The organism is Thioalkalivibrio sp. ALR17-21, assembly GCF_000420185.1.
Taxonomy (GTDB): Bacteria; Pseudomonadota; Gammaproteobacteria; order Ectothiorhodospirales; family Ectothiorhodospiraceae; genus Thioalkalivibrio; species Thioalkalivibrio halophilus.
The window spans coordinates 1-17,383 of sequence record NZ_ATUL01000002.1; the positions used below are offsets into that span (position 1 = coordinate 1).

Genomic DNA, 17,383 nt, shown 5'->3' on the forward strand with positions numbered 1-17,383 from the left:
CGACGCGACGAAGCAATCTCCGGACGTGGTTTGCGTCTGGGTTCCGGACGGGGCCGGCGGATTGCCACGGGTCCTTCGGACCCTCGCAATGACGGTGTCGATGTCGGGCGGATCCGCGCGCGGACCGTTGCCGGAATGAATGGCCGAAAAGGAGTCTCGGCCGCCAGGTATCAATCCGCAGTCGCCCAGGGAGGGAGCGATGAAACAGCCCTGTGTCTACATCATGAGCAACCGCCGCGGCGGGACCCTTTACGTAGGTGTGACCAGCAATCTGGTGCAGCGTGTCTGGCAACACCGGTCAGGGAAGGTGTCCGGATTCACCAGCCGCTATGGTCTGCATCGGCTGGTCTGGTTCGAGACCTGCGAGGAAATGGCCTCCGCGATCGAGCGCGAAAAGCAGCTGAAGGCGGGGCCACGCCGCAGGAAAGTGACTTTGGTCGAACAGGTGAATCCGGAGTGGCGGGATCTGTTCGACGATATTGTGGGTTGAAGGCGGTGGGGCGAGTCGTTGCCGATTGCCACGGCCCCTTTCGGGGCCTCGCAATGACGTTGTTGGGTACCGTTGCTGATTCGGCACGATGACGTGTTCCCCGTCCCGTCATTGCGACGTGTTCCGCGTCCCGTCGTTGCGACGTCTTCCCTGTCCCGTCATTGCGAGTCGCGCAGCGACGAAGCAATCGGCTTGGGCGGGCACCGGATCCCGGTACCGGGCGAAACTTCGGCGATTGCCACGGCCCCTTCGGGGCCCGCAATGACGGCGTCCTTTCCCGTTATGGGCGACTTGCGATGACGGTGGTGATATCCGGTCCGGGCTGCCCGGGATGACGGGGTCTTTCGGATCCGGGGTGCTTGCGGTGACGTCGCCCTGGCGTGTCGCGGGCTTCTCCCGATGACCATGAACGGGTCCCGTCGGAATGTCCGGTTCGCTGCCCCATCGGCCAGGGGGCTGGCCTCCTGCAGCATGGCCCGAGGCCGCGGGCGGCAATACGCGGGTCCGGGGCGAGCGTGATACGATTCCGCTTTTGACCCCAAAGCCGACCGGACACGCATGAAGAGCGCCGACATACGCCGGAGTTTCCTCGATTTCTTTGCGCAGCACGACCACACCGTGGTGCCGTCCAGCCCGCTGGTGCCTGCCAACGATCCCACCCTGCTGTTCACCAACGCGGGGATGGTCCAGTTCAAGGATGTGTTCCTCGGCCGCGAGAAGCGCCCGTACAGCCGCGCGGCGACCAGCCAGCGCTGTGTGCGCGCCGGCGGCAAGCACAACGACCTGGAGAACGTGGGCTACACCGCCCGGCACCACACGTTTTTCGAGATGCTGGGCAACTTCTCCTTTGGCGACTACTTCAAGCGCGACGCGATCCACTACGCCTGGGATTTTCTGACGGATGTCCTCGGCCTGACGCCGGAGCGGCTGTGGGTCACGGTCTACGAGACCGATGACGACGCGTACAACGTCTGGGCCAACGAGATCCAGGTCCCGGCCGAACGCATCATCCGCATTGGCGACGATCCGGACGGCGGCTCGGACAATTTCTGGCAGATGGGTGACACCGGGCCCTGCGGTCCCTGCACCGAGATCTTCTATGACCACGGCCCGGAAGTGGCGGGCGGACCGCCCGGTTCGCCGGATGAGGATGGCGATCGCTACATCGAGGTCTGGAACCTGGTGTTCATGCAGTACGACCGCGACGCGGACGGCACGCTGAATCCGCTGCCCAGTCCGTCGGTGGATACCGGCATGGGCCTGGAGCGCCTGTCCGCCGTGCTGCAGGGCGTGCATTCCAACTACGAGATCGACCTGTTCCAGGATCTGATCGCCGCGGCGCGGCGGGTGACCGGTGCGCAGGAAGCCGATTCCGCCTCGCTGCGCGTGATCGCCGACCATATCCGGTCGATCGCGTTCCTGATTACCGATGGCGTGCTGCCCTCCAACGAGGGGCGCGGCTACGTGCTGCGGCGCATCATCCGCCGGGCGGCGCGTCATGGCTTCCAGATCGGCTCCGAGGATGCGTTCCTCTACCGCCTGGTGCGCCCGCTGATCGACACCATGGGCGAGGCCTATCCCGAGCTGATCAAGGCCGGCGAGCAGGTGGAGAGGGTCCTGGAGAAGGAGGAGCGCAAGTTCCTAGAAACCCTGGACCACGGCATGAAGATCCTCGAGGAGGACCTGAAGGATCTGCAGGGACGGGTGATCCCGGGCGAGACCATCTTCCTGCTCTACGACACCTACGGCTTCCCGGTGGACCTGACCGGCGACATCGCGCGCGAACGCGATCTGGAACTGGACATGGCCGGTTTCGAGGCGGAGATGGAAAAGCAGCGCGAGCGGGCGCGCGCCGCCTCCCGCTTCAGCATGGATACCGGCAACCTGCCGGGGCTGGAAGACCACACGACCGAGTTCTGCGGCTATGAATACCTGGAGGGCGAGGGCCGCGTGCTGGCGCTGTTCCGCGAGGGCGAGGCCGTGGATCGCCTGGAGGTCGGCGAAGAGGGCATCGTGGTGCTCGACCGCACGCCGTTCTACGCCGAGTCCGGCGGCCAGGTGGGCGACATCGGCACCCTGTCGGGCTCCGGCGTGCGCTTCCAGGTGCAGGACACCCGCAAGCAGGCCGCGGCGCATCTGCACGTGGGCCAGGTCCGCGCCGGCACCCTGGAGGTCGGTCAGACCCTGTCCGGCTCGGTGGAGGGGCCGCGGCGCGAGGCCATCAAGCGTCACCACTCCGCCACGCATCTGCTGCACAAGGCCCTGCGCGACCAGCTGGGCGACCACGTGCAGCAGAAGGGCTCGCTGGTGGATTCCGAGCGCCTGCGGTTCGACTTCACCCACATGGAGCCGCTGACCACCGAGCAGCTGAAATCGATCGAGGATCAGGTCAACGCCGAGATCCTGGCGAACGAGGCTACCGACACCCGCATCATGGACATCGACTCGGCCATGGAGTCGGGTGCCGTGGCCCTGTTCGGCGAAAAATACGGCGACGAGGTGCGGGTGCTGAAGATCGGTTCCTCGGTCGAGCTGTGCGGTGGCACCCACGTGGAGCGCACCGGCGACATCGGGCCGTTCCGGATTACGGTCGAAGGCGGGGTCGCCGCCGGGATCCGGCGCGTCGAGGCGGTGGCCGGCGAGGTGGCCCTGCGCTGGATGGATCAGCAGCTGGGGCATCTGGATGCGGTGGCGGACCGCCTGCGGGCCGGCCGCGCCGACGCCCCGGACAAGGTGCGCCAGCTGCAGGAGCGCAATCGCGAGCTGGAGAAGGAGATCGAGCGCCTGAAGGGCAAGCTCGCCAGCCAGGCCGGTGACGACCTCTCCAGCCGTGCGGTGGAGGTCGACGGCCTGAAGGTGCTGGCGGCCCCGGTGGAGGGCGTGGAGCCCAAGGCCCTGCGCGACATGGTCGATCAGCTCAAGCAGAAGCTCGGCCGTGCCGTGGTGGTGCTGGGCACCGCCACCGAGGAAGGCAAGGTCTCGCTGGTCGCCGGGGTCACCAAGGAGGAAACCCGCCGGATCCGCGCCGGGGATGTGGTCGGGCGCGTGGCCGCTCAGGTCGACGGCAAGGGCGGTGGCCGGCCGGACATGGCCATGGCCGGCGGGCAGAGCCCCGAGAAACTCGAGGCGGCGCTGGCCTCGGTGGAGGACACCGTTCGCGAATTGCTGGGCTGACCAAATTCCGGATTGGAAGGGCGGGTTTGCTTTGGATGCATCCCGATTTCGTGTTTAATGCGCCGCCTTCGGGCCGGACAGGGATTCTGCAATGGCGTTGCTGGTACTGAAATTTGGCGGCACCTCGGTCGGGACGACCGAACGCATCCGGGCGGTGGCCGAACGCGCGCTGCATCTGCGCGAGGAGGGCCATCAGCTGGTGATCGTGGTGTCCGCGATGAGCGGCGAGACCGATCGCCTGCTGGGGCTGGCCAACGAGCTCAACCCGCGGGTTGACGGGCGCGAACTGGATGTCCTGCTGTCCACCGGGGAGCAGGTCACCATCGCCCTGCTGGCGATGGCACTGGAGGCCAAGGGTTGCCCGGCGCGCTCCTATACCGGTGCTCAGGTGACCATCCGCACCGACAGCGCCTACAACAAGGCGCGGATCCGCAGTATCGACGATGCCCGCGTGCGTGATGACCTGGAGGCCGGGCGCATCGTGGTCGTGGCCGGCTTCCAGGGCGTGGACGAGGACGGGGCGATCACGACCCTGGGGCGTGGCGGCTCCGACACCACCGCCGTCGCGCTGGCCGCGGCCCTGAAAGCCGATGAATGTCGCATCTATACCGACGTGGACGGGGTGTACACCACCGATCCGCGACTGGTGCCCCAGGCCCGGCGCCTCGAACGAGTGACCTTCGAGGAGATGCTGGAGATGGCGAGCCTCGGTTCGAAGGTGCTACAGATCCGGGCAGTGGAATTTGCGGGCAAGTATAACGTCCCCTTACGTGTCCTTTCGTCGTTTGGCGAGGGACCCGGGACACTCATCACCACGGAGGAGGATGCAGCGGTGGAACAGGCGCTGGTCGCGGGAATCGCGTTCAATCAGAACGAGGCGCAGCTGACGGTGGGCGGCGTGCCGGATCAGCCCGGGGTCGCGCATCGCATCCTCGGGCCGGTGGCGGATGCCAACATCGAGGTGGACATGATCGTGCAGAACGTCGGCGAGGACGGCCGCACGACCGATTTCACCTTCACCGTGCATCGCAACGACTACGAGAAGGCGCTGGAACTGCTGCAGGGGGCAGCGGACGAACTGGGCGCCCGCGAGGTCTCGGGCGATGTCCACATCGTCAAGATCTCGGTCGTGGGTGTCGGCATGCGGTCGCATGCGGGTATTGCCAGCCGGATGTTCGAGGCCCTGTCGCGGGAAAACATCAACATCCGGATGATCTCGACGTCGGAGATCAAGATCTCGGTGGTCGTGGACGAAAAATACCTCGAACTGGCGGTGCGTGCGCTGCACGATGCCTTTGAACTCGAAGAGGAGCCAGCCGGTCTACCAAAGGAGCAGGGGTGACGACTCAATCAACGGATTCCGGGCGACCGACCTCGTCCGACACAGGTACTGTGGAGAAAAGCATGCTCATACTGACGCGTCGGGTGGGGGAGACCCTCATGATCGGCGATGACGTCTCCGTCACCGTTCTGGGTGTGAAGGGCAACCAGGTCCGGATCGGCATCAATGCGCCCCCGGACGTGGCGGTTCATCGCGAAGAGATCTTTCAGCGGATTCAGGACGAAGATTCGGAACACGGCTCCGGCGACAATCGCGGGAACGAGTGATGTCCGACGCTGCGATCTCCGCGTGGCCCGAATGAAGTTAAAATCATCAATTCGAGGCCGCGCGGGCTTTCATTCCGCAGCGTGAATCCGTATCCTCTGCACCGCAGTCACGGAGAGTTGGCCGAGTGGTTGAAGGCGCTCCCCTGCTAAGGGAGTATGGGTCAAAAGCCCATCGAGGGTTCGAATCCCTCACTCTCCGCCACCTATTCAATGAAATCAATGAGTTAGGGGTGGATACAGATTCCGTCCCCTCACTGACCCCCTAATCCGCGAAGCTCTTGCGTTTTCCCTTTCTCGCCAGCGACGAAAGGAGAAAGCGCAATGTCTCACCACGAAAGTTCACCCCACCGCTGCCAGGCGGCCACCACGCGGGGCACCCGCTGCCGGAACACCGGTACCCACTGGGTCGCGCTCGATCGCGACACCGAATCCCTCCTTTGCCCGGAGCATCAGCGCCACGCCTGCGAAGGCCGGCTGCGCGTAGTTGAGTCACAGCCGCGTCAGGACGAACCGGATTGCGAGGATGCCCGGCTCGGGATGGCCTGGTGGAACGGGCTCACCTGCCAACAGCGCCGGCAATGGCTGGAACGCGCGGAGAGCGCGCGGCCGATGGATGCCTGGCGCGCCTTTCAGCAGGGGGTGCCGGCATGACGGAAACGAAACCGAAGCCGCAAGAGGCCGCGCCCGCCAACTGGAACGCAGAGGTCAGCAAGCGCGTGCAGCGCCTGCAGACCATCGAACGGTTCTGCGGACACATCGCAGAAGGCGGCGTCGACGACGACCAGTGCCTCTACTGGTGGGCGGAAAACGAGATTCGGGCCGCACGGGAGTTCCTGGACAACCTCTATCGCGAGTACGGGGCGCGGGTGAAGGGCAGCCAGGGGACGGAGCAGGTGCTGAAGGAACTGGACAAGCGCACCCTTCGCCTTCAGACGGTCAGCGAGGCGGCAAGCCTACTGGTGGACTCCAGCGAAGTGCCGCCGGCGGTCTGGTTCTGGATCAGCAAAGAAACCGCCGCAGCGGATGAACTGGTGGGCCGCTTATGGGACGCGTGCCGGCGGGCGTCAGGCTTGAGGCCGGTCGGTCAGTGACCCGAAGGAAGAACGGCGGAGGCCCGGCCGGTCAGGAAACCGCCGGGGCTTCGCCCTGGAGGCCGGCTTACTTGCCGCCCAAGATTTCGCGGACGCGGCCAATCAGCGACGCGGCGTCTTCTCTCACCACCAGGGTTTCACCGCCACCGACCAGGAACACCTCGGTCTGTACACTATCTCCGCCCGGCACAGAACCGCGGAGGGCCGCGATTCGATCAGCGCGGATGAAGACGGGGTTATGCCCGGTGACGTCTTTGCTTTCGATGAACATCGGATGATCCTTGCTGTGAATTAGGTGCCGGTGCCCCCAGGCCCCGGCCCAGCCATTGGCGCGCCCACCCCAGGTACGCGCAGGGGAACCCGCGTCGCGCAGAGGCCGCCGCGCGCGCGGGCCGTTTCCCCCACCGACGAGAACCCGAAACCGGCAGGGGGGGGGAACGGTTACGCGCCCTGGTTACGCACCAGTCCGCGCCAGTCGAGGACGGCCGCACCGGTGTCCAGACGGATTTTGAAGCTCATGTTGTCGGTGGCGAAGTCTTCCTGCGTGAAGCTCTCCGCACCGTTTCCGTCGAGCCGGGCCACTTCCACGGTGTCGTGCTGGTCGGGGCTGGCCGCCAGATACCAGGCCGTTTCACTGGCCTCATCCAGGCGGGAATCCACCACCACGGCGAGGTTGCGCATCCAGTCCGGCACGGCGTGCCCGGTCTGCGCGGGCGCGATGGAGACCAGCAACTGTTCGGCGATGGTCTCCAGGGCCGCCGGCACGATCAGGAAGCGCGGCACGATGTTCAGCGTGGCCGCACCGGCGATGCCCTTCTGCAGGCGCATCAGCTTGCGCGCCTCGCCCAGGCTCTCGATATCCGGCTTGGCCGCAGTCCCTTCGTTCGAGTGGTCCGAGTGGAACAGCGGCTTCCCGTCCCGCATGTCGGGGTTGTCGGTCAGCAGGCTGTAGACGTTGTGCGCCTCAGTGCGGGCGGCGGCCTGGCCCATGGCCAGCGGCAGGCGGGCCAGCTCGCCGATGTCGTCATTGATCAGGGCATGCCGGCTCAGCTTCACGATCCGCCCGTAGGTGGACAGCTTGATCGTTTCCGACGCATCGCTGACCGCGCCATAGGTGTACTCGGCACCTTCCGCGACCTCTTTCAATGCCGGCGCTTCCGACAGGGCGGCCCGGCGGGCTTCCTTGAAGTCCGGCAACTGCCCCTCGCGGGTCCACTCTCGATGCGAGGCCGCCTCCGATTCCTGGAAGCCCGTCATCAGCGCCTTGGAGGCGATCCCTTCCATCAGGGCCGGCAGGTCGCTGGTGGTCATGGCCGCCTGCACGATTTCGGCCTTGCTCTTGCCTCGCGTGGTCTTTCCGTTCTGGCTCAGGATCGACGCGCAAATGTCATCCACGCCCATGCCGCGAACGTCACGCACGGCCGGGTGCGGGTTCTGCACCGGCACGCCGTAGCGCATCAGGATGCTATCGGTCACGGCTGCAGAGAACTCGCCGGCGTGCGAGTTGGTTCCGCCGCGCATGTCGGGCACCGGCGGTGCAAAGCCCTGCGGGTTGATCGGTTCCGCCCCCTCGCCCAGCTTGGCCAGAAGCTTTTCGCCGGCGGCTTCGGCCGTCACTTCGGGGTCAACGATCAGGTCGTCGTACATGGCGCGCACGTCGTCGCGGTCCATGAACGGCTTGAAGCGCGCCCGGATGGTTTCGTTCCGGCGCTGGATTCGCTGGCGTTCCAGCGCGACCGGATCCGGGTTGTGGGCCGCCGGGTTCGCGCCTTCGGAACCGTGGTTCTGTTTGTTGGTGTCGTTGCTCATGCTCTGAATCCTCGGGGGCAGGTTGAAACGGGAAAGGTCCAGCGAGGCCGCGACCGCCGGGGCCTCCTGAATTTCGTCGATGAACCGGGCCTGCAGGGCCTCTTCGGCCGTAAACCAGGTTTCCGACTGCATGATCTCGGTCACGGCTCGGGCGCTCATGCCCGACTTGCGCCGGTAGGCCTCGACCATCACGTCGCGGTGCTTGTCCAGGGTGTCCGCCAGGCGGCGCAGTTCCTCGGAGTTGCCGCCCGTGAATACCCACGGGTCGTGGATCATCATCAGGGCGTTTTCCGCCATGACGGTGTGCGCGCCGGCCATGGCCAGCAGGCTGGCGCTGCTGGCGGCGAGGCCGTCCACGTACACCACGACCCGGCCGGGGTGTTGCACCAGGGCGTTGTAGGCGGCGAGGGTTTCGGACACCGCGCCGCCGGGTGAATTGATCCGCAACGTGACCGGCCCGGTATGGCCGGCCAGTTGCTCAACGATGTCGCGGGCGAATCCATCGGAGATGTCCTCGTACACGAGGATCTCGAGGCCGCCATTCTGGAATGCGTGGATCTTGTTCATGGCGACCACGATACGCCCCGGATTTCAAAGGAAAACCGGCTATTTCACTCGCGCCAGACGGCGCAGGTAATGGGGATCTTCGGGCACGTCATGCGACCGGAAGGCCTGGAACAGCTCGCGTTCCACCGGCCTCAGATCCGAAGGCGGCTGTTCGTAGGTCCACAGGCGCGCCCACCGCCGGCGAAAGCGGCGGACTTCCTCGGGAAGGTCAGCGCCGGCCAGCTTGCCGGCCCGCTCCAGCGCTTCGTTCCGTTCGGCGAGGGCCTGCTGAGTTTCCAGACTCCGCACCCCGCGACCCCGCAAACCCAGGCAGGTATCCAGCGGGCTCCGTCCACCGGAGTCCATGAACCGCTCCGCCCCGTGCAGCCACCAGGCGCGCACATCGTCCGGCAGCGGCCGGCTTGCCTGGACGGCGGCGACCATGCGCCGCAGCTTGTCTACCGCATCACTCATTGCACCGGGCCCTCCGTCTGATGCAACAGCGTGTCGTCCAGGAGGGTGCTCAACGCCCTGGAGACCCGCGGCAGGCTTTCCGGCGGCGTGGATTGCCGCGCGATCATCCCGGCCGCGCGCACCATGGCGAGGCACACGACGTGCGGAGGCCAATCCCGTTCCGTGGCCAACTGCAACAGGGCTTCGTCGATCTCATGCAGTTGCGCGTGCAGCGCTTCGGTTTCCGGGTCGTGCGTGCTCATTGGTCGGCCTCGCGGGTTGGTCCCGTTTCGTCTGTGCGTCCGCCCTCAGCAGGGTCCGGCGGCAATCCCCGGCCCCCTCCACCGTTCTCCGGGGCGGGGTCCCCGGTGCCCGGCTTGCCAAGCTCGAACTCGAACGGCTCCGGGGTCAGGTCCAGGTCGCTGATATCCAGAGAGGGGCCGGCCTCGAACTCGGTCGCATCGGCCGACGCGTCGGCCGACTCCACCGCCGGGGCGGCGGCCGCGGCCTGTTCCTGCGCCGCGGCGTCCAGGGCCTCCATATACAGATCTTCCAGTTGGGCGCGGGCCGTCTCCGGATCCTCCAGGGCAGCCAGTTGCTGGAGGCGGGTGACCACGGCGTCGATGAACCGGTCTCCGGCCGCCTCGACCATGCTCACGTTGGCCTCGGCTTCGTCCGCCCGGGCGGCGGCGCGTTCGGCTCGGACTTCGGCCGCCTCGGCACGCTGTTCGGCGCGGTCAGCGCGGGCCGTCGCCTCCTGGAGTTCGGTTCGCAGCCCGGCCATGTCGTCCATGACGGGCTTCAGCAGGGTCGCGCGCAGCCGTGCCGGGTCGGCATGCTGCATGACGCGCTCGGTCGCCTTCACCGGATCCAGCCGGCCGGAGGGGTCGACCAGGACCTTGCCCTGCTGGATCCAGCGGGAGACCGATTGCCGGGAAACCCCCAGCATCCGGGCGAACTGGGCAGGCCGGACCCGCAATCCCATGTCGGGCTCCGGCAAGAGTGACGGCGAGGCCTCTTGATCGGGATGTGGAGGGTGTACAGGTTGGTCTGTCACAGCGTCACCTCAATTAGTTGCCTTTGTTGGCACATGCTTTGCTGGCGCAATTCTGCCCCTCTCCGCACCCGCAGCCCCGTCGGGTCCGAAAGGACCCGCTCTGGATTTTTCCTTTCGAAATCCACCACTTACAGACTATTGTGAAAACGTAAGGAATAGGTGATGGGCCCCATTGGGACAAGGAGGGGCGGGAGGAAAGGAGCTGAATAGATAGAGAGCGCCTATGGGCAGACAGGGGGAAGCGGGGTAAGTGCAGGTGATGAAGGTGATGCAGGGGATGCGCCCCACTAACGCGTGAAAATTGCAGCGCACTGCAAAATATAAAGAGGAGCGGGGGAAGTCCCCTGCATGCCCTGCATCACCTGCACGGACCCTGATCATGCTTCCACCACCTGCCAGCGGATGACGTTGGTCCGGGAGTTGCCCGCCCTTTCCAGGCGCAGCCCCGACTCGATCCGGTCGCAGTGGCGGCGGAGCGCATAGCCCAGGGTCCGAGCATCCATCTTCGGGCCGTTCCTGGTGGTGCAGACACCGGCCACGGCCTCCGATAGCTCTGGGGCATCGTCCGCGGTACTGCCATCCATGCGCGGATAGGTCTCGGTCGCGGCTCGGATCACTTCAGCGGCGGTCTGGGGTTCACGGCCGAAGTGGGCATGCCAGGCCTGCAGTAGGGCACGCAGTTCCTGGCGCTCGGGGTCCTCGGCTCGGATTTCTTCGGCCGGGGCGCGCGGGTCCTCCATGCCCAGCCATACCAGGGGGCGGCGTACAAGTCGGTCCCAGTCCTCGAACGATCCGAACGCAGGGATCTTCACGTCCGGGGAGCCGGCGGCCAGGTAAGCGCGGGGGATCGCGAGCAGGTGGCGGATAACGTTCTGGCGATGGCGGCGCACGTACTCCACGATGTCGCGCTTGAACGTCCGTTGCTCCGGTCGTTCCACGCCGCTGTAGAGGCGGCAGACGATCACGCGACGGGTCAGGTCCCCTTTGATCACCAGGTTGTTGCCGGTGGCGTACAGCGCCACGCGGGCGGGAACCGTGAACAGCGCCGAACCGCCCAGTTGCCGAACCGAGATCTTCGGTTCGCTGGTGAGCTGGCACAGCGCCTGCCCGAACAGCGCGGACTCCACATTGTCGATGTTCAGCACCGGATCGCCCGACAACACGGCACCGTGGATGCGCTTCTCCGCTTCCGCTTCATCCCGCGACCAGCCCAGTGCGGATATGTGCCGGCCGGTGGCGGTTATGCCGATACATCGGACGCCAGTCGATTTCCCGACGCCGGGCGATTCTGCATTGAAGGCACACAGGGGCACCGCCGTTAAGCCGGGCGAAACGAGGACGGTCAGCAGGGCGGCAATCGCAGCCGATTCGTCCGCCGGGGTTCGAAACGGAAATTCTTCCAGTACGCCGCGCAGGTATTGCAGGGAGTCTTCCGGATCCGGATCGCCGAAGCGCGTGACCTCAAACCCTTGTTCAGGCGCTCCCGCCAGGTAAATGCCTGTGTGTCGGTCATAGCCGCCCTGTTCGATGATGCGGCCGTTGGGAAGCAGAACCGGGGCTTCGGCAAGGGCCGTTACCTCCGGGACGTGGCGGTACTCGCCACGCTCTCGGAACGCCTGCGCCACCGGCATGGGGCAGTCGATATCCTTTGTGTCCTTCTGACGGCCATCCCATTTTTTGAAGCGAATCGCGCGGTTCAGCCGATCACGCAGCCCAGCGGTAGTGAGCACCATCGAGCTGGGTGCGTTGGTCTCCTGGTCTTGAGGTCGGCACGCGGTATCAATGACCGCCACCAGCACCGTGCCTTTCCGGAAGATCACGGGCGGATCGCTGCGGCCCAGGATCTCATCGATCCGGTCGAGGATCTTGTGCAGATCTCCATCCTCGACTTCCACTTCCGGGCGGACGGCCTGGTCGCTGACCTCGAGGCCTCCGGGGCTGCTATACTCCCCGTTGAGTGCTCCCCCGTGCTCATCCCCTGCGCCCCGTGCCGTTCCCCCGGCCGGGGCGTTTCTGTTGGTGGCAACCATCAGACGCTCTCCCGGGCGCGGTCAGCTTCCCAGGCTTGCAGGTCTTCAAGCCGCCAGCGGGTACAGCGCGGCCCCAGCCGTATCGGCTGCGGGAACCCTCGGGAGTGAACCCAGTACCAGGGAGTTTTCGGGTGAATGCCGTAACGGCGGGCGACGTCGCGTTCCGAAAGGAATGCAGCTTGGTCGGCCATCTGTGTACCTCGTCACGTTGGGTTGTAACGGGTACGTTGGCGGTTGCGTATGGGGGTTGTCGGGGACAGTTGGCTGCGCGGCCGAAAGGTGAATTGTCCCCGCGGTCGCGTGTTGCAACGTTACTCGTCCACCAGGAACCGGGCCCAATCAGGATTCTCGGCTTTGACCGCATCGCATAGGTTGTGCCTGGCTTTCTTGATCGTGCCGGGGTCGTACTCGATCCCGCCGGCGGTCATCCGCAGTAGGGTTGCCGTATCGGTGTCATCGAGGCGGAAGGAATCCAGGGGGGCCGTCCGTGTGTCGGTGTTGGACTCAAGGGGGAGCGTCCGGCCTGCTTGGCGAAACTGCCCATGCCAGAGAAGGCGCAGGAGTTGTCGGGGGCCGCGGTATCCCTGCGCAGCCTTTTCTAGGTCTGGGTGAACCAACTCCGGATAGGTCTCCGCGAAGCGGTCGGCCAGGCCATTAAGCACATCGGGCAGGGCGGGCCAGTATTTCAAATCGTAACGCTCGTCTAAGTGTTCCATTGCGGGAAGTGGCCCCGCACCCGCGAGGCCTTGGGTGTGGGCGTCAGCATGGGCAAGGCCATCCCTGAGCCAGTCGAGCGGCGACCCGCTACAGGTGGCTTGGACTCCGTCCGGTGCCGCGAGCTCGTCACGTTCATGGAGAAGTTTCGCGGCTTCCCTGAGCTTCGCATTTATGTCGCGTTCAAGCTTCTCGACCTTGGAGGCTGCATGTTTCGATTCGTCGACCTTCTCCCTGTCTGCGAGCCCCATCGGCACCAGGATTCCATCCAAGAGAAACATCTGCCGATGAAAGGGTGGGGGGATGCTCTCCGATAGATTCGCAAGCAGCCGGGTCATATCCCGCCGGTTACGTTCGGCGAGCATCTTCCGTGCGATGGCCCGCTCGCTCTTGAAGCTCGCATGTTCCGCAGCCTCCTCCAGGATCGGCCAGCCCCATCGCGCGGCGCGGTCAATGTCGGTTCGCGCGTTCATGCGCCACCCCCGGCCGCGTAATCGGCCCATTCCTGCATCAGGGCGCGACGCTTATCGAGCAGGTCTCCGCGCCGGTACGCGCGCTCTACCGCGTTGGGGATGACGTGTGCGAGTGCCATCTCGCAAACTTCGTTCGGGTAGCTGGTGGCCTCTGCGGCCCAGTCCCTGAAGGTCGAACGGAAGCCGTGCGGCGTCGCGTTGACTTTCATGCGGCGCATCAGCGCGGAAAGGGACATGTCCGAAAGGGGGCCGCCCTTCGGCGCGGGGAAGACATACGGCGTTCCTTCCATGCGTGGCAGGTGTTCAAGTAGGGACAGAGCGTGTTCGGACAGAGGAACAACGTGTTCCTTGCCCGCCTTCATCCGTTCCCCCGGGACCGTCCAGGTACCGGCGGCGGTGTCGATTTCATCCCACACCGCACCGCGGACTTCACCGGAGCGGGCGGCCGTCAGGATCGTGAACTCCAGGGCCCGCGCGGCAATCCCTTCGCGATCCCGCAGCGCGGCCATGAAGGCCGGGAGTTCCGGCCATGGAAGCGCCCGATGGTGTTTCACCTTCTTCAGTTTGGAAGGGGCCGGAAGGATGGCGTCCAGGTTGCCGCGCCACCGGGCCGGGTTCTCCCCCTGTCGAAAACCCGACACGGTCGCATAGTCCAGTACCTTTTCGATGCGGCCGCGCAGCCGGCTCGCGGTCTCGGGTTTCTCGCGCCAGATGGGTTCGAGGACCTGAAGGACGTGGGGTAGCTCCACGGTGTGGACGGGGAGGGGGCCCAGGATCGGGGAGGCGTAGGTGGAAAGCGTGGATTTCCACTGCGCGGCATGCTTCGCGTTGCGGAACTCAGCGGCTTTCGAGGTGAGGTAGCGCGCTGCGCATTCGTCGAATGTCAGGGCCTTGGCGTTGGCAACCATAAGCGCGTTCTGGCGTTCCTGCCGCTCAGCCAGCGGGTCGCGGCCTTCCCGGATCGCCTGGCGCATTTCGCTTGCGGCCTCCCGCGCACGGGCCAGGCTCACTTCGGGATATGGGCCAAGACCGATTTCCCGGGTGCGGCCGGCGATGCGGGCCCGGAGCAGCCAGTATTTCCGGCCTGTCTCAGTGATCCGAAGCCGGAGCCCGGCGACACCGCCCACGGAGTGCTCCCCGGGCCGGGTCAGCCGGCGCACGGCCAGCGCTGTCTTTTCGTCCGCCAAACGTGGCATCCCCTTATCAGTCCCCTAAAATCATTTGCAATTCAACACTACGCTAGACTACAGTAAACGACAAGGGAAACGCAGGAGCGGAGCAGGAACAGGGGTTTAGGTAGTAGTCGGCGGTTGTCTAGGGTCGCGAAGGCGCGGACTCACTCTCCGCCAGAACGCAAAAGGCCCGCACGGCAAGTGATGCTCGTGCGGGCCTTTTTTGTGAGCACGCAAGCCGGGGTCGGTCAGTTCATCGCGCGGCGGCGTTCCTCACGCTGATAGAACAGCAGGGCGACGTTGATGGCACGTTCCAGGCGGGCCGACATCTCGATGATCGCGCAGCCAGCATACGAATGGCCTTCGCGAGTGGAAGGGCGCGAGTTGGCCAGTTTGACGGCGCCGGAGACCCTTTCCTGCACGTCCGGGAGCAGCAGGTTGGTGAATTCCAGGCGGCTGCCATAGGGGATCTCCTGCAGCACTTCATTCGGCAGTTCCACGCACATGCCTTCGGCCGAAAGGTCCACCACCGATCCCTCGATCGGTTCTTCGTGCATCTCGCCCTGGATCTGCAGGGTCGGGCGGTTGCTCAGGGGGATATGAACGCGGAAGGTCTCGCGACGCTGCAGGTATTGCAGTTCGGCGGGATACGGACACTCGTAGAGGTCTCCCGGCGATTCGCTCACGATCTGGCGGACCTCGGTGGTAAACCGCACGGCCACGCCGCGCAGGGTCGCGAAGACGCGCAGGGGCTGGCCGGGCCGGATCCGCTGGTGGAGGGAAGGGGGTTGCAGCTGGTCGAGGTAGAGACGTCGTGCGTCGGCATCCAGACGAATCAGCGCCGAGGTGTACAGCGGGCCGCTTTCTTCCAGGCGGATACTGACCAGCGTCAGGCCGTGGTCCAGGTCGCGCAGTATCTGGCCGATGCGTTCCGGGGTGTCGACGGTATAGTCGTTGTCATCCATGAGGGCACGTCGCGTCCGAAGTGGGTTCGCGCATCATACACCCTGTGACGGAGTTCACGCCTTTCCGGCCCAACTCGGGCTCAGGCGCGGGTGATGGTCTGGCCGGTGGTTCGGCGATGACGGGCCTTGCCGTAGGGGTCGTAGGTCGTGGCCGGTCCGTTGTCTTCGCCACGCAGGATCTGCATGGACATCTGCACCCGGCGCTGGTTGCGTTCGATCAGCCGGGCGTTGCCCTGGTTGAGTTCGTTGCAGCGTTCGATCGTCGCCCGCAGCGCCTGCCAGCGGTCGTTGAGGTGCTCCCCTCCCTCCAGACGCGCGAACAGCCGCGCTACCCCTTCCGGGGTGAACTCGGCACCGCGAGCTTCGATCCATTGCTGCTGTTTGCGGGTTTCGGTTTCCAGTGCCTGCAGCAGTTCCTGCTTGCGCTGGACCGCGGCCTGCAGCCGCTCCGGCTCCCGTGACTCGATGGCCCGGGTTTCCTCCAGCAGGATATCCTCCAGCCGTTGTCCGAGACGGATGGATTCCTCCAGGGAAGGACGGATTCCGGTTTCGTCGGTCACCACCGGATCACCGCAGCAGGCCTTCGATTTCCATCATGCGATCGGCCAGTTCCTCGTTGTCGATCGGGTAGTTCCCCTGAGCGATCGCCTCGCGGATCTCGGCCACCTTCGCCTCGTTGAACGGCGCGGCCTCGCTGGCTTCGCCGCTGCCGTTCATGGCCTGGGCGGCACCGGTCAGGGTGACGGCGTCACCGCTGGCGGCCCCGCTGTTGCCGGCGCGGTCCACCCCGTTGCTGCCGGTGCGGGCGTCGTCGTCACGGCCGCGGACCCCGCCGTTCTGGCTGTCGGGGCGCAGGCCATTGATGTTGGGGCCTTTGATATCCATGACTTTGTCCTGTCGTTTGACTGGTCTGCCTCGTGTATCGGCCGGAATGCCCGAAACTGTAGGGTCGGTTGCGGGATTTCCGTCACATTTTACTACAGGGCGACGCGAACCGTGCCCGATGGCTGGACCTCGCCCTCGATCTCGCGTCCGGAGGAGGTGTTGCGCACGCGGATCCAGTCGCCGGCCGTGGCGTCCTCCAGGGCTTCGCCCTGCATGCGGATAGTGACGCTGCCGCTGCTGGCTAGGATGGTAACGCGCTGGCCGCGCTGGATCACCTGACGCTCATTAACGTGCTGCTGGCCGATGACCTGGCCCTGGCGAATCGCGCGGCGGGTCTGCAGACCGACCACGTCGGATGCGTCCTCGAAATAATGGCTGGCCTGGCGCGACGTCTCGATGCGCTCCATGCGCAGATCGCCCGGCCCCAGGGTCTGCTGGCGCGACAGGTTGCGGCGGGCCACCACCACCTCGGCGTGGCGTTCCACGGTGGCCGGAACGTACACCGACCAGGTCACCGGCCCGGGACAGCGGATGTTGACCGCGGTATTGCCCCTCGGGCGGCCGCCGGGCGGCAGCGAGGCCTCCAGGGGTTCTTCGCAGCGCTTGAGGCGCAGGCGGTCGTCGACATGACCGAGTTGCACCTCCACATCGTCGCCGTTGTGGTCCCCAAGCTGCTGGTGCAGGAACCGTTCCGCGCTGTCACGAATGTTCTGCACCGGCTCGATCTCCGCTTGCGCGGTCGGGGCGAGGAGCGCGAGCATCAGAAGAAGCGCACCCCCGCTGCGGCCCGGGCTGCGGTACGGGAGCAAAGCCTGTAACTTGAAAAGGTGCATGTCCGGTCACCGTTGACCCTGTGTCTTCGTCACGGAATACATGCAGATTCTGTGCCATGGCATCCGGCGCCTGTCCTGCGCGT

General features: G+C 65.6%; 19 protein-coding genes and 1 tRNA gene. 7 read left to right on the plus strand and 13 right to left on the minus strand.

The features are described from left to right. Positions 1-199 precede the first annotated feature (199 nt). The 7 genes from G020_RS0101080 (at position 200) to G020_RS0101110 (ending at position 6,363) form a co-directional block, all read left to right on the plus strand. A complete protein-coding gene (locus G020_RS0101080; protein ID WP_024328310.1) occupies positions 200-490 on the plus strand; it encodes a GIY-YIG nuclease family protein in 291 nt (96 codons plus the stop codon). 558 nt (positions 491-1,048) lie between these two features. After that, positions 1,049-3,664 carry an alanine--tRNA ligase gene (gene alaS / locus G020_RS0101085; protein WP_024328311.1) on the plus strand — a complete coding sequence of 872 codons (2,616 nt, stop codon included), beginning with the start codon at positions 1,049-1,051 and terminating at the stop codon, positions 3,662-3,664. Between the two features lie 91 nt (positions 3,665-3,755). Beyond that, positions 3,756-5,006 carry an aspartate kinase gene (locus tag G020_RS0101090; RefSeq protein ID WP_018871231.1) on the plus strand — a complete coding sequence of 417 codons (1,251 nt, stop codon included), beginning with the start codon at positions 3,756-3,758 and terminating at the stop codon, positions 5,004-5,006. Between the two features lie 62 nt (positions 5,007-5,068). Beyond that, the gene (gene csrA / locus G020_RS0101095) at positions 5,069-5,272 is read left to right on the plus strand and encodes a carbon storage regulator CsrA (RefSeq protein ID WP_019022261.1); all 204 of its coding nucleotides are present in this window, start codon (positions 5,069-5,071) and stop codon (positions 5,270-5,272) included. Positions 5,273-5,383: 111 nt separating this feature from the next. Continuing rightward, positions 5,384-5,474: transfer RNA gene (locus G020_RS0101100), tRNA-Ser, on the plus strand. Positions 5,475-5,593: 119 nt separating this feature from the next. Then, the gene (locus G020_RS0101105; protein WP_024328312.1) at positions 5,594-5,923 is read left to right on the plus strand and encodes a hypothetical protein; all 330 of its coding nucleotides are present in this window, start codon (positions 5,594-5,596) and stop codon (positions 5,921-5,923) included. Further along, positions 5,920-6,363 (plus strand): hypothetical protein, encoded by a 444-nt coding sequence (locus G020_RS0101110; RefSeq protein WP_024328313.1) that lies wholly within the window; start codon positions 5,920-5,922, stop codon positions 6,361-6,363. Before G020_RS0101105 ends, G020_RS0101110 begins: the two co-directional genes overlap by 4 nt. Before the next feature lie 67 nt (positions 6,364-6,430). Here G020_RS0101110 and G020_RS0101115 read toward each other — a convergent pair whose 3' ends face one another. From G020_RS0101115 to flgA, 13 genes are all read right to left on the minus strand, one after another. After that, complete coding sequence (locus G020_RS0101115; protein ID WP_024328314.1) at positions 6,431-6,634, minus strand: hypothetical protein; 204 nt, start codon at positions 6,632-6,634, stop codon at positions 6,431-6,433. A gap of 170 nt (positions 6,635-6,804) precedes the next feature. After that, a complete protein-coding gene (locus tag G020_RS0101120; protein ID WP_156002641.1) occupies positions 6,805-8,739 on the minus strand; it encodes a ClpP-like prohead protease/major capsid protein fusion protein in 1,935 nt (644 codons plus the stop codon). Between the two features lie 39 nt (positions 8,740-8,778). Further along, complete coding sequence (locus tag G020_RS0101125; RefSeq protein ID WP_024328316.1) at positions 8,779-9,192, minus strand: hypothetical protein; 414 nt, start codon at positions 9,190-9,192, stop codon at positions 8,779-8,781. Then, entirely contained in the window at positions 9,189-9,434 is a 246-nt protein-coding gene (locus tag G020_RS0101130) for a hypothetical protein (RefSeq protein WP_024328317.1), read from the minus strand. Before G020_RS0101130 ends, G020_RS0101125 begins: the two co-directional genes overlap by 4 nt. Beyond that, the gene (locus tag G020_RS15480) at positions 9,431-10,156 is read right to left on the minus strand and encodes a hypothetical protein (RefSeq protein ID WP_024328318.1); all 726 of its coding nucleotides are present in this window, start codon (positions 10,154-10,156) and stop codon (positions 9,431-9,433) included. Before G020_RS15480 ends, G020_RS0101130 begins: the two co-directional genes overlap by 4 nt. A gap of 449 nt (positions 10,157-10,605) precedes the next feature. After that, complete coding sequence (locus G020_RS0101140) at positions 10,606-12,258, minus strand: hypothetical protein (protein ID WP_024328319.1); 1,653 nt, start codon at positions 12,256-12,258, stop codon at positions 10,606-10,608. After that, on the minus strand, positions 12,258-12,449 hold the full coding sequence (locus G020_RS14850) for an AlpA family transcriptional regulator (RefSeq protein WP_081647371.1): 192 nt from the start codon (positions 12,447-12,449) through the stop codon (positions 12,258-12,260). The genes G020_RS0101140 and G020_RS14850 overlap by 1 nt, the downstream gene beginning before the upstream one ends. Before the next feature lie 120 nt (positions 12,450-12,569). Beyond that, positions 12,570-13,445, minus strand: coding sequence for a hypothetical protein (locus G020_RS0101145; RefSeq protein WP_024328320.1), 876 nt, complete (start codon positions 13,443-13,445; stop codon positions 12,570-12,572). After that, positions 13,442-14,641 carry a site-specific integrase gene (locus tag G020_RS0101150; protein ID WP_024328321.1) on the minus strand — a complete coding sequence of 400 codons (1,200 nt, stop codon included), beginning with the start codon at positions 14,639-14,641 and terminating at the stop codon, positions 13,442-13,444. The genes G020_RS0101145 and G020_RS0101150 overlap by 4 nt, the downstream gene beginning before the upstream one ends. 224 nt (positions 14,642-14,865) lie before the next feature. Further along, a complete protein-coding gene (locus tag G020_RS0101155) occupies positions 14,866-15,582 on the minus strand; it encodes a flagellar brake protein (RefSeq protein ID WP_024328322.1) in 717 nt (238 codons plus the stop codon). 80 nt (positions 15,583-15,662) lie between these two features. Next, positions 15,663-16,145 (minus strand): flagella synthesis protein FlgN, encoded by a 483-nt coding sequence (locus G020_RS0101160; protein WP_019022259.1) that lies wholly within the window; start codon positions 16,143-16,145, stop codon positions 15,663-15,665. Between the two features lie 4 nt (positions 16,146-16,149). Beyond that, a complete protein-coding gene (gene flgM, locus G020_RS0101165) occupies positions 16,150-16,467 on the minus strand; it encodes a flagellar biosynthesis anti-sigma factor FlgM (RefSeq protein WP_024328323.1) in 318 nt (105 codons plus the stop codon). Positions 16,468-16,559: 92 nt separating this feature from the next. Then, positions 16,560-17,228, minus strand: a complete 669-nt coding sequence (gene flgA, locus G020_RS0101170) for a flagellar basal body P-ring formation chaperone FlgA (protein WP_024328324.1) — start codon at positions 17,226-17,228, stop codon at positions 16,560-16,562. Positions 17,229-17,383: the final 155 nt, after the last annotated feature.

Coding starts and splice junctions, on each gene's coding strand:
- G020_RS15480 (WP_024328318.1), bottom strand. CDS start 10,156: ATGGGATTGCGGGTCCGGCCTGCCCAGTTCGCCCGGATGCTGGGGGTT.
- G020_RS0101080 (WP_024328310.1), top strand. CDS start 200: ATGAAACAGCCCTGTGTCTACATCATGAGCAACCGCCGCGGCGGGACC.
- flgM (WP_024328323.1), bottom strand. CDS start 16,467: ATGGATATCAAAGGCCCCAACATCAATGGCCTGCGCCCCGACAGCCAG.
- G020_RS0101145 (WP_024328320.1), bottom strand. CDS start 13,445: ATGAACGCGCGAACCGACATTGACCGCGCCGCGCGATGGGGCTGGCCG.
- G020_RS0101125 (WP_024328316.1), bottom strand. CDS start 9,192: ATGAGTGATGCGGTAGACAAGCTGCGGCGCATGGTCGCCGCCGTCCAG.
- G020_RS0101130 (WP_024328317.1), bottom strand. CDS start 9,434: ATGAGCACGCACGACCCGGAAACCGAAGCGCTGCACGCGCAACTGCAT.
- G020_RS0101110 (WP_024328313.1), top strand. CDS start 5,920: ATGACGGAAACGAAACCGAAGCCGCAAGAGGCCGCGCCCGCCAACTGG.
- G020_RS0101090 (WP_018871231.1), top strand. CDS start 3,756: ATGGCGTTGCTGGTACTGAAATTTGGCGGCACCTCGGTCGGGACGACC.
- flgA (WP_024328324.1), bottom strand. CDS start 17,228: ATGCTCGCGCTCCTCGCCCCGACCGCGCAAGCGGAGATCGAGCCGGTG.
- G020_RS0101115 (WP_024328314.1), bottom strand. CDS start 6,634: ATGTTCATCGAAAGCAAAGACGTCACCGGGCATAACCCCGTCTTCATC.
- G020_RS0101140 (WP_024328319.1), bottom strand. CDS start 12,258: ATGGTTGCCACCAACAGAAACGCCCCGGCCGGGGGAACGGCACGGGGC.
- alaS (WP_024328311.1), top strand. CDS start 1,049: ATGAAGAGCGCCGACATACGCCGGAGTTTCCTCGATTTCTTTGCGCAG.
- G020_RS0101150 (WP_024328321.1), bottom strand. CDS start 14,641: ATGCCACGTTTGGCGGACGAAAAGACAGCGCTGGCCGTGCGCCGGCTG.
- G020_RS0101105 (WP_024328312.1), top strand. CDS start 5,594: ATGTCTCACCACGAAAGTTCACCCCACCGCTGCCAGGCGGCCACCACG.
- G020_RS0101155 (WP_024328322.1), bottom strand. CDS start 15,582: ATGGATGACAACGACTATACCGTCGACACCCCGGAACGCATCGGCCAG.
- G020_RS0101120 (WP_156002641.1), bottom strand. CDS start 8,739: ATGAACAAGATCCACGCATTCCAGAATGGCGGCCTCGAGATCCTCGTG.
- G020_RS14850 (WP_081647371.1), bottom strand. CDS start 12,449: ATGGCCGACCAAGCTGCATTCCTTTCGGAACGCGACGTCGCCCGCCGT.
- csrA (WP_019022261.1), top strand. CDS start 5,069: ATGCTCATACTGACGCGTCGGGTGGGGGAGACCCTCATGATCGGCGAT.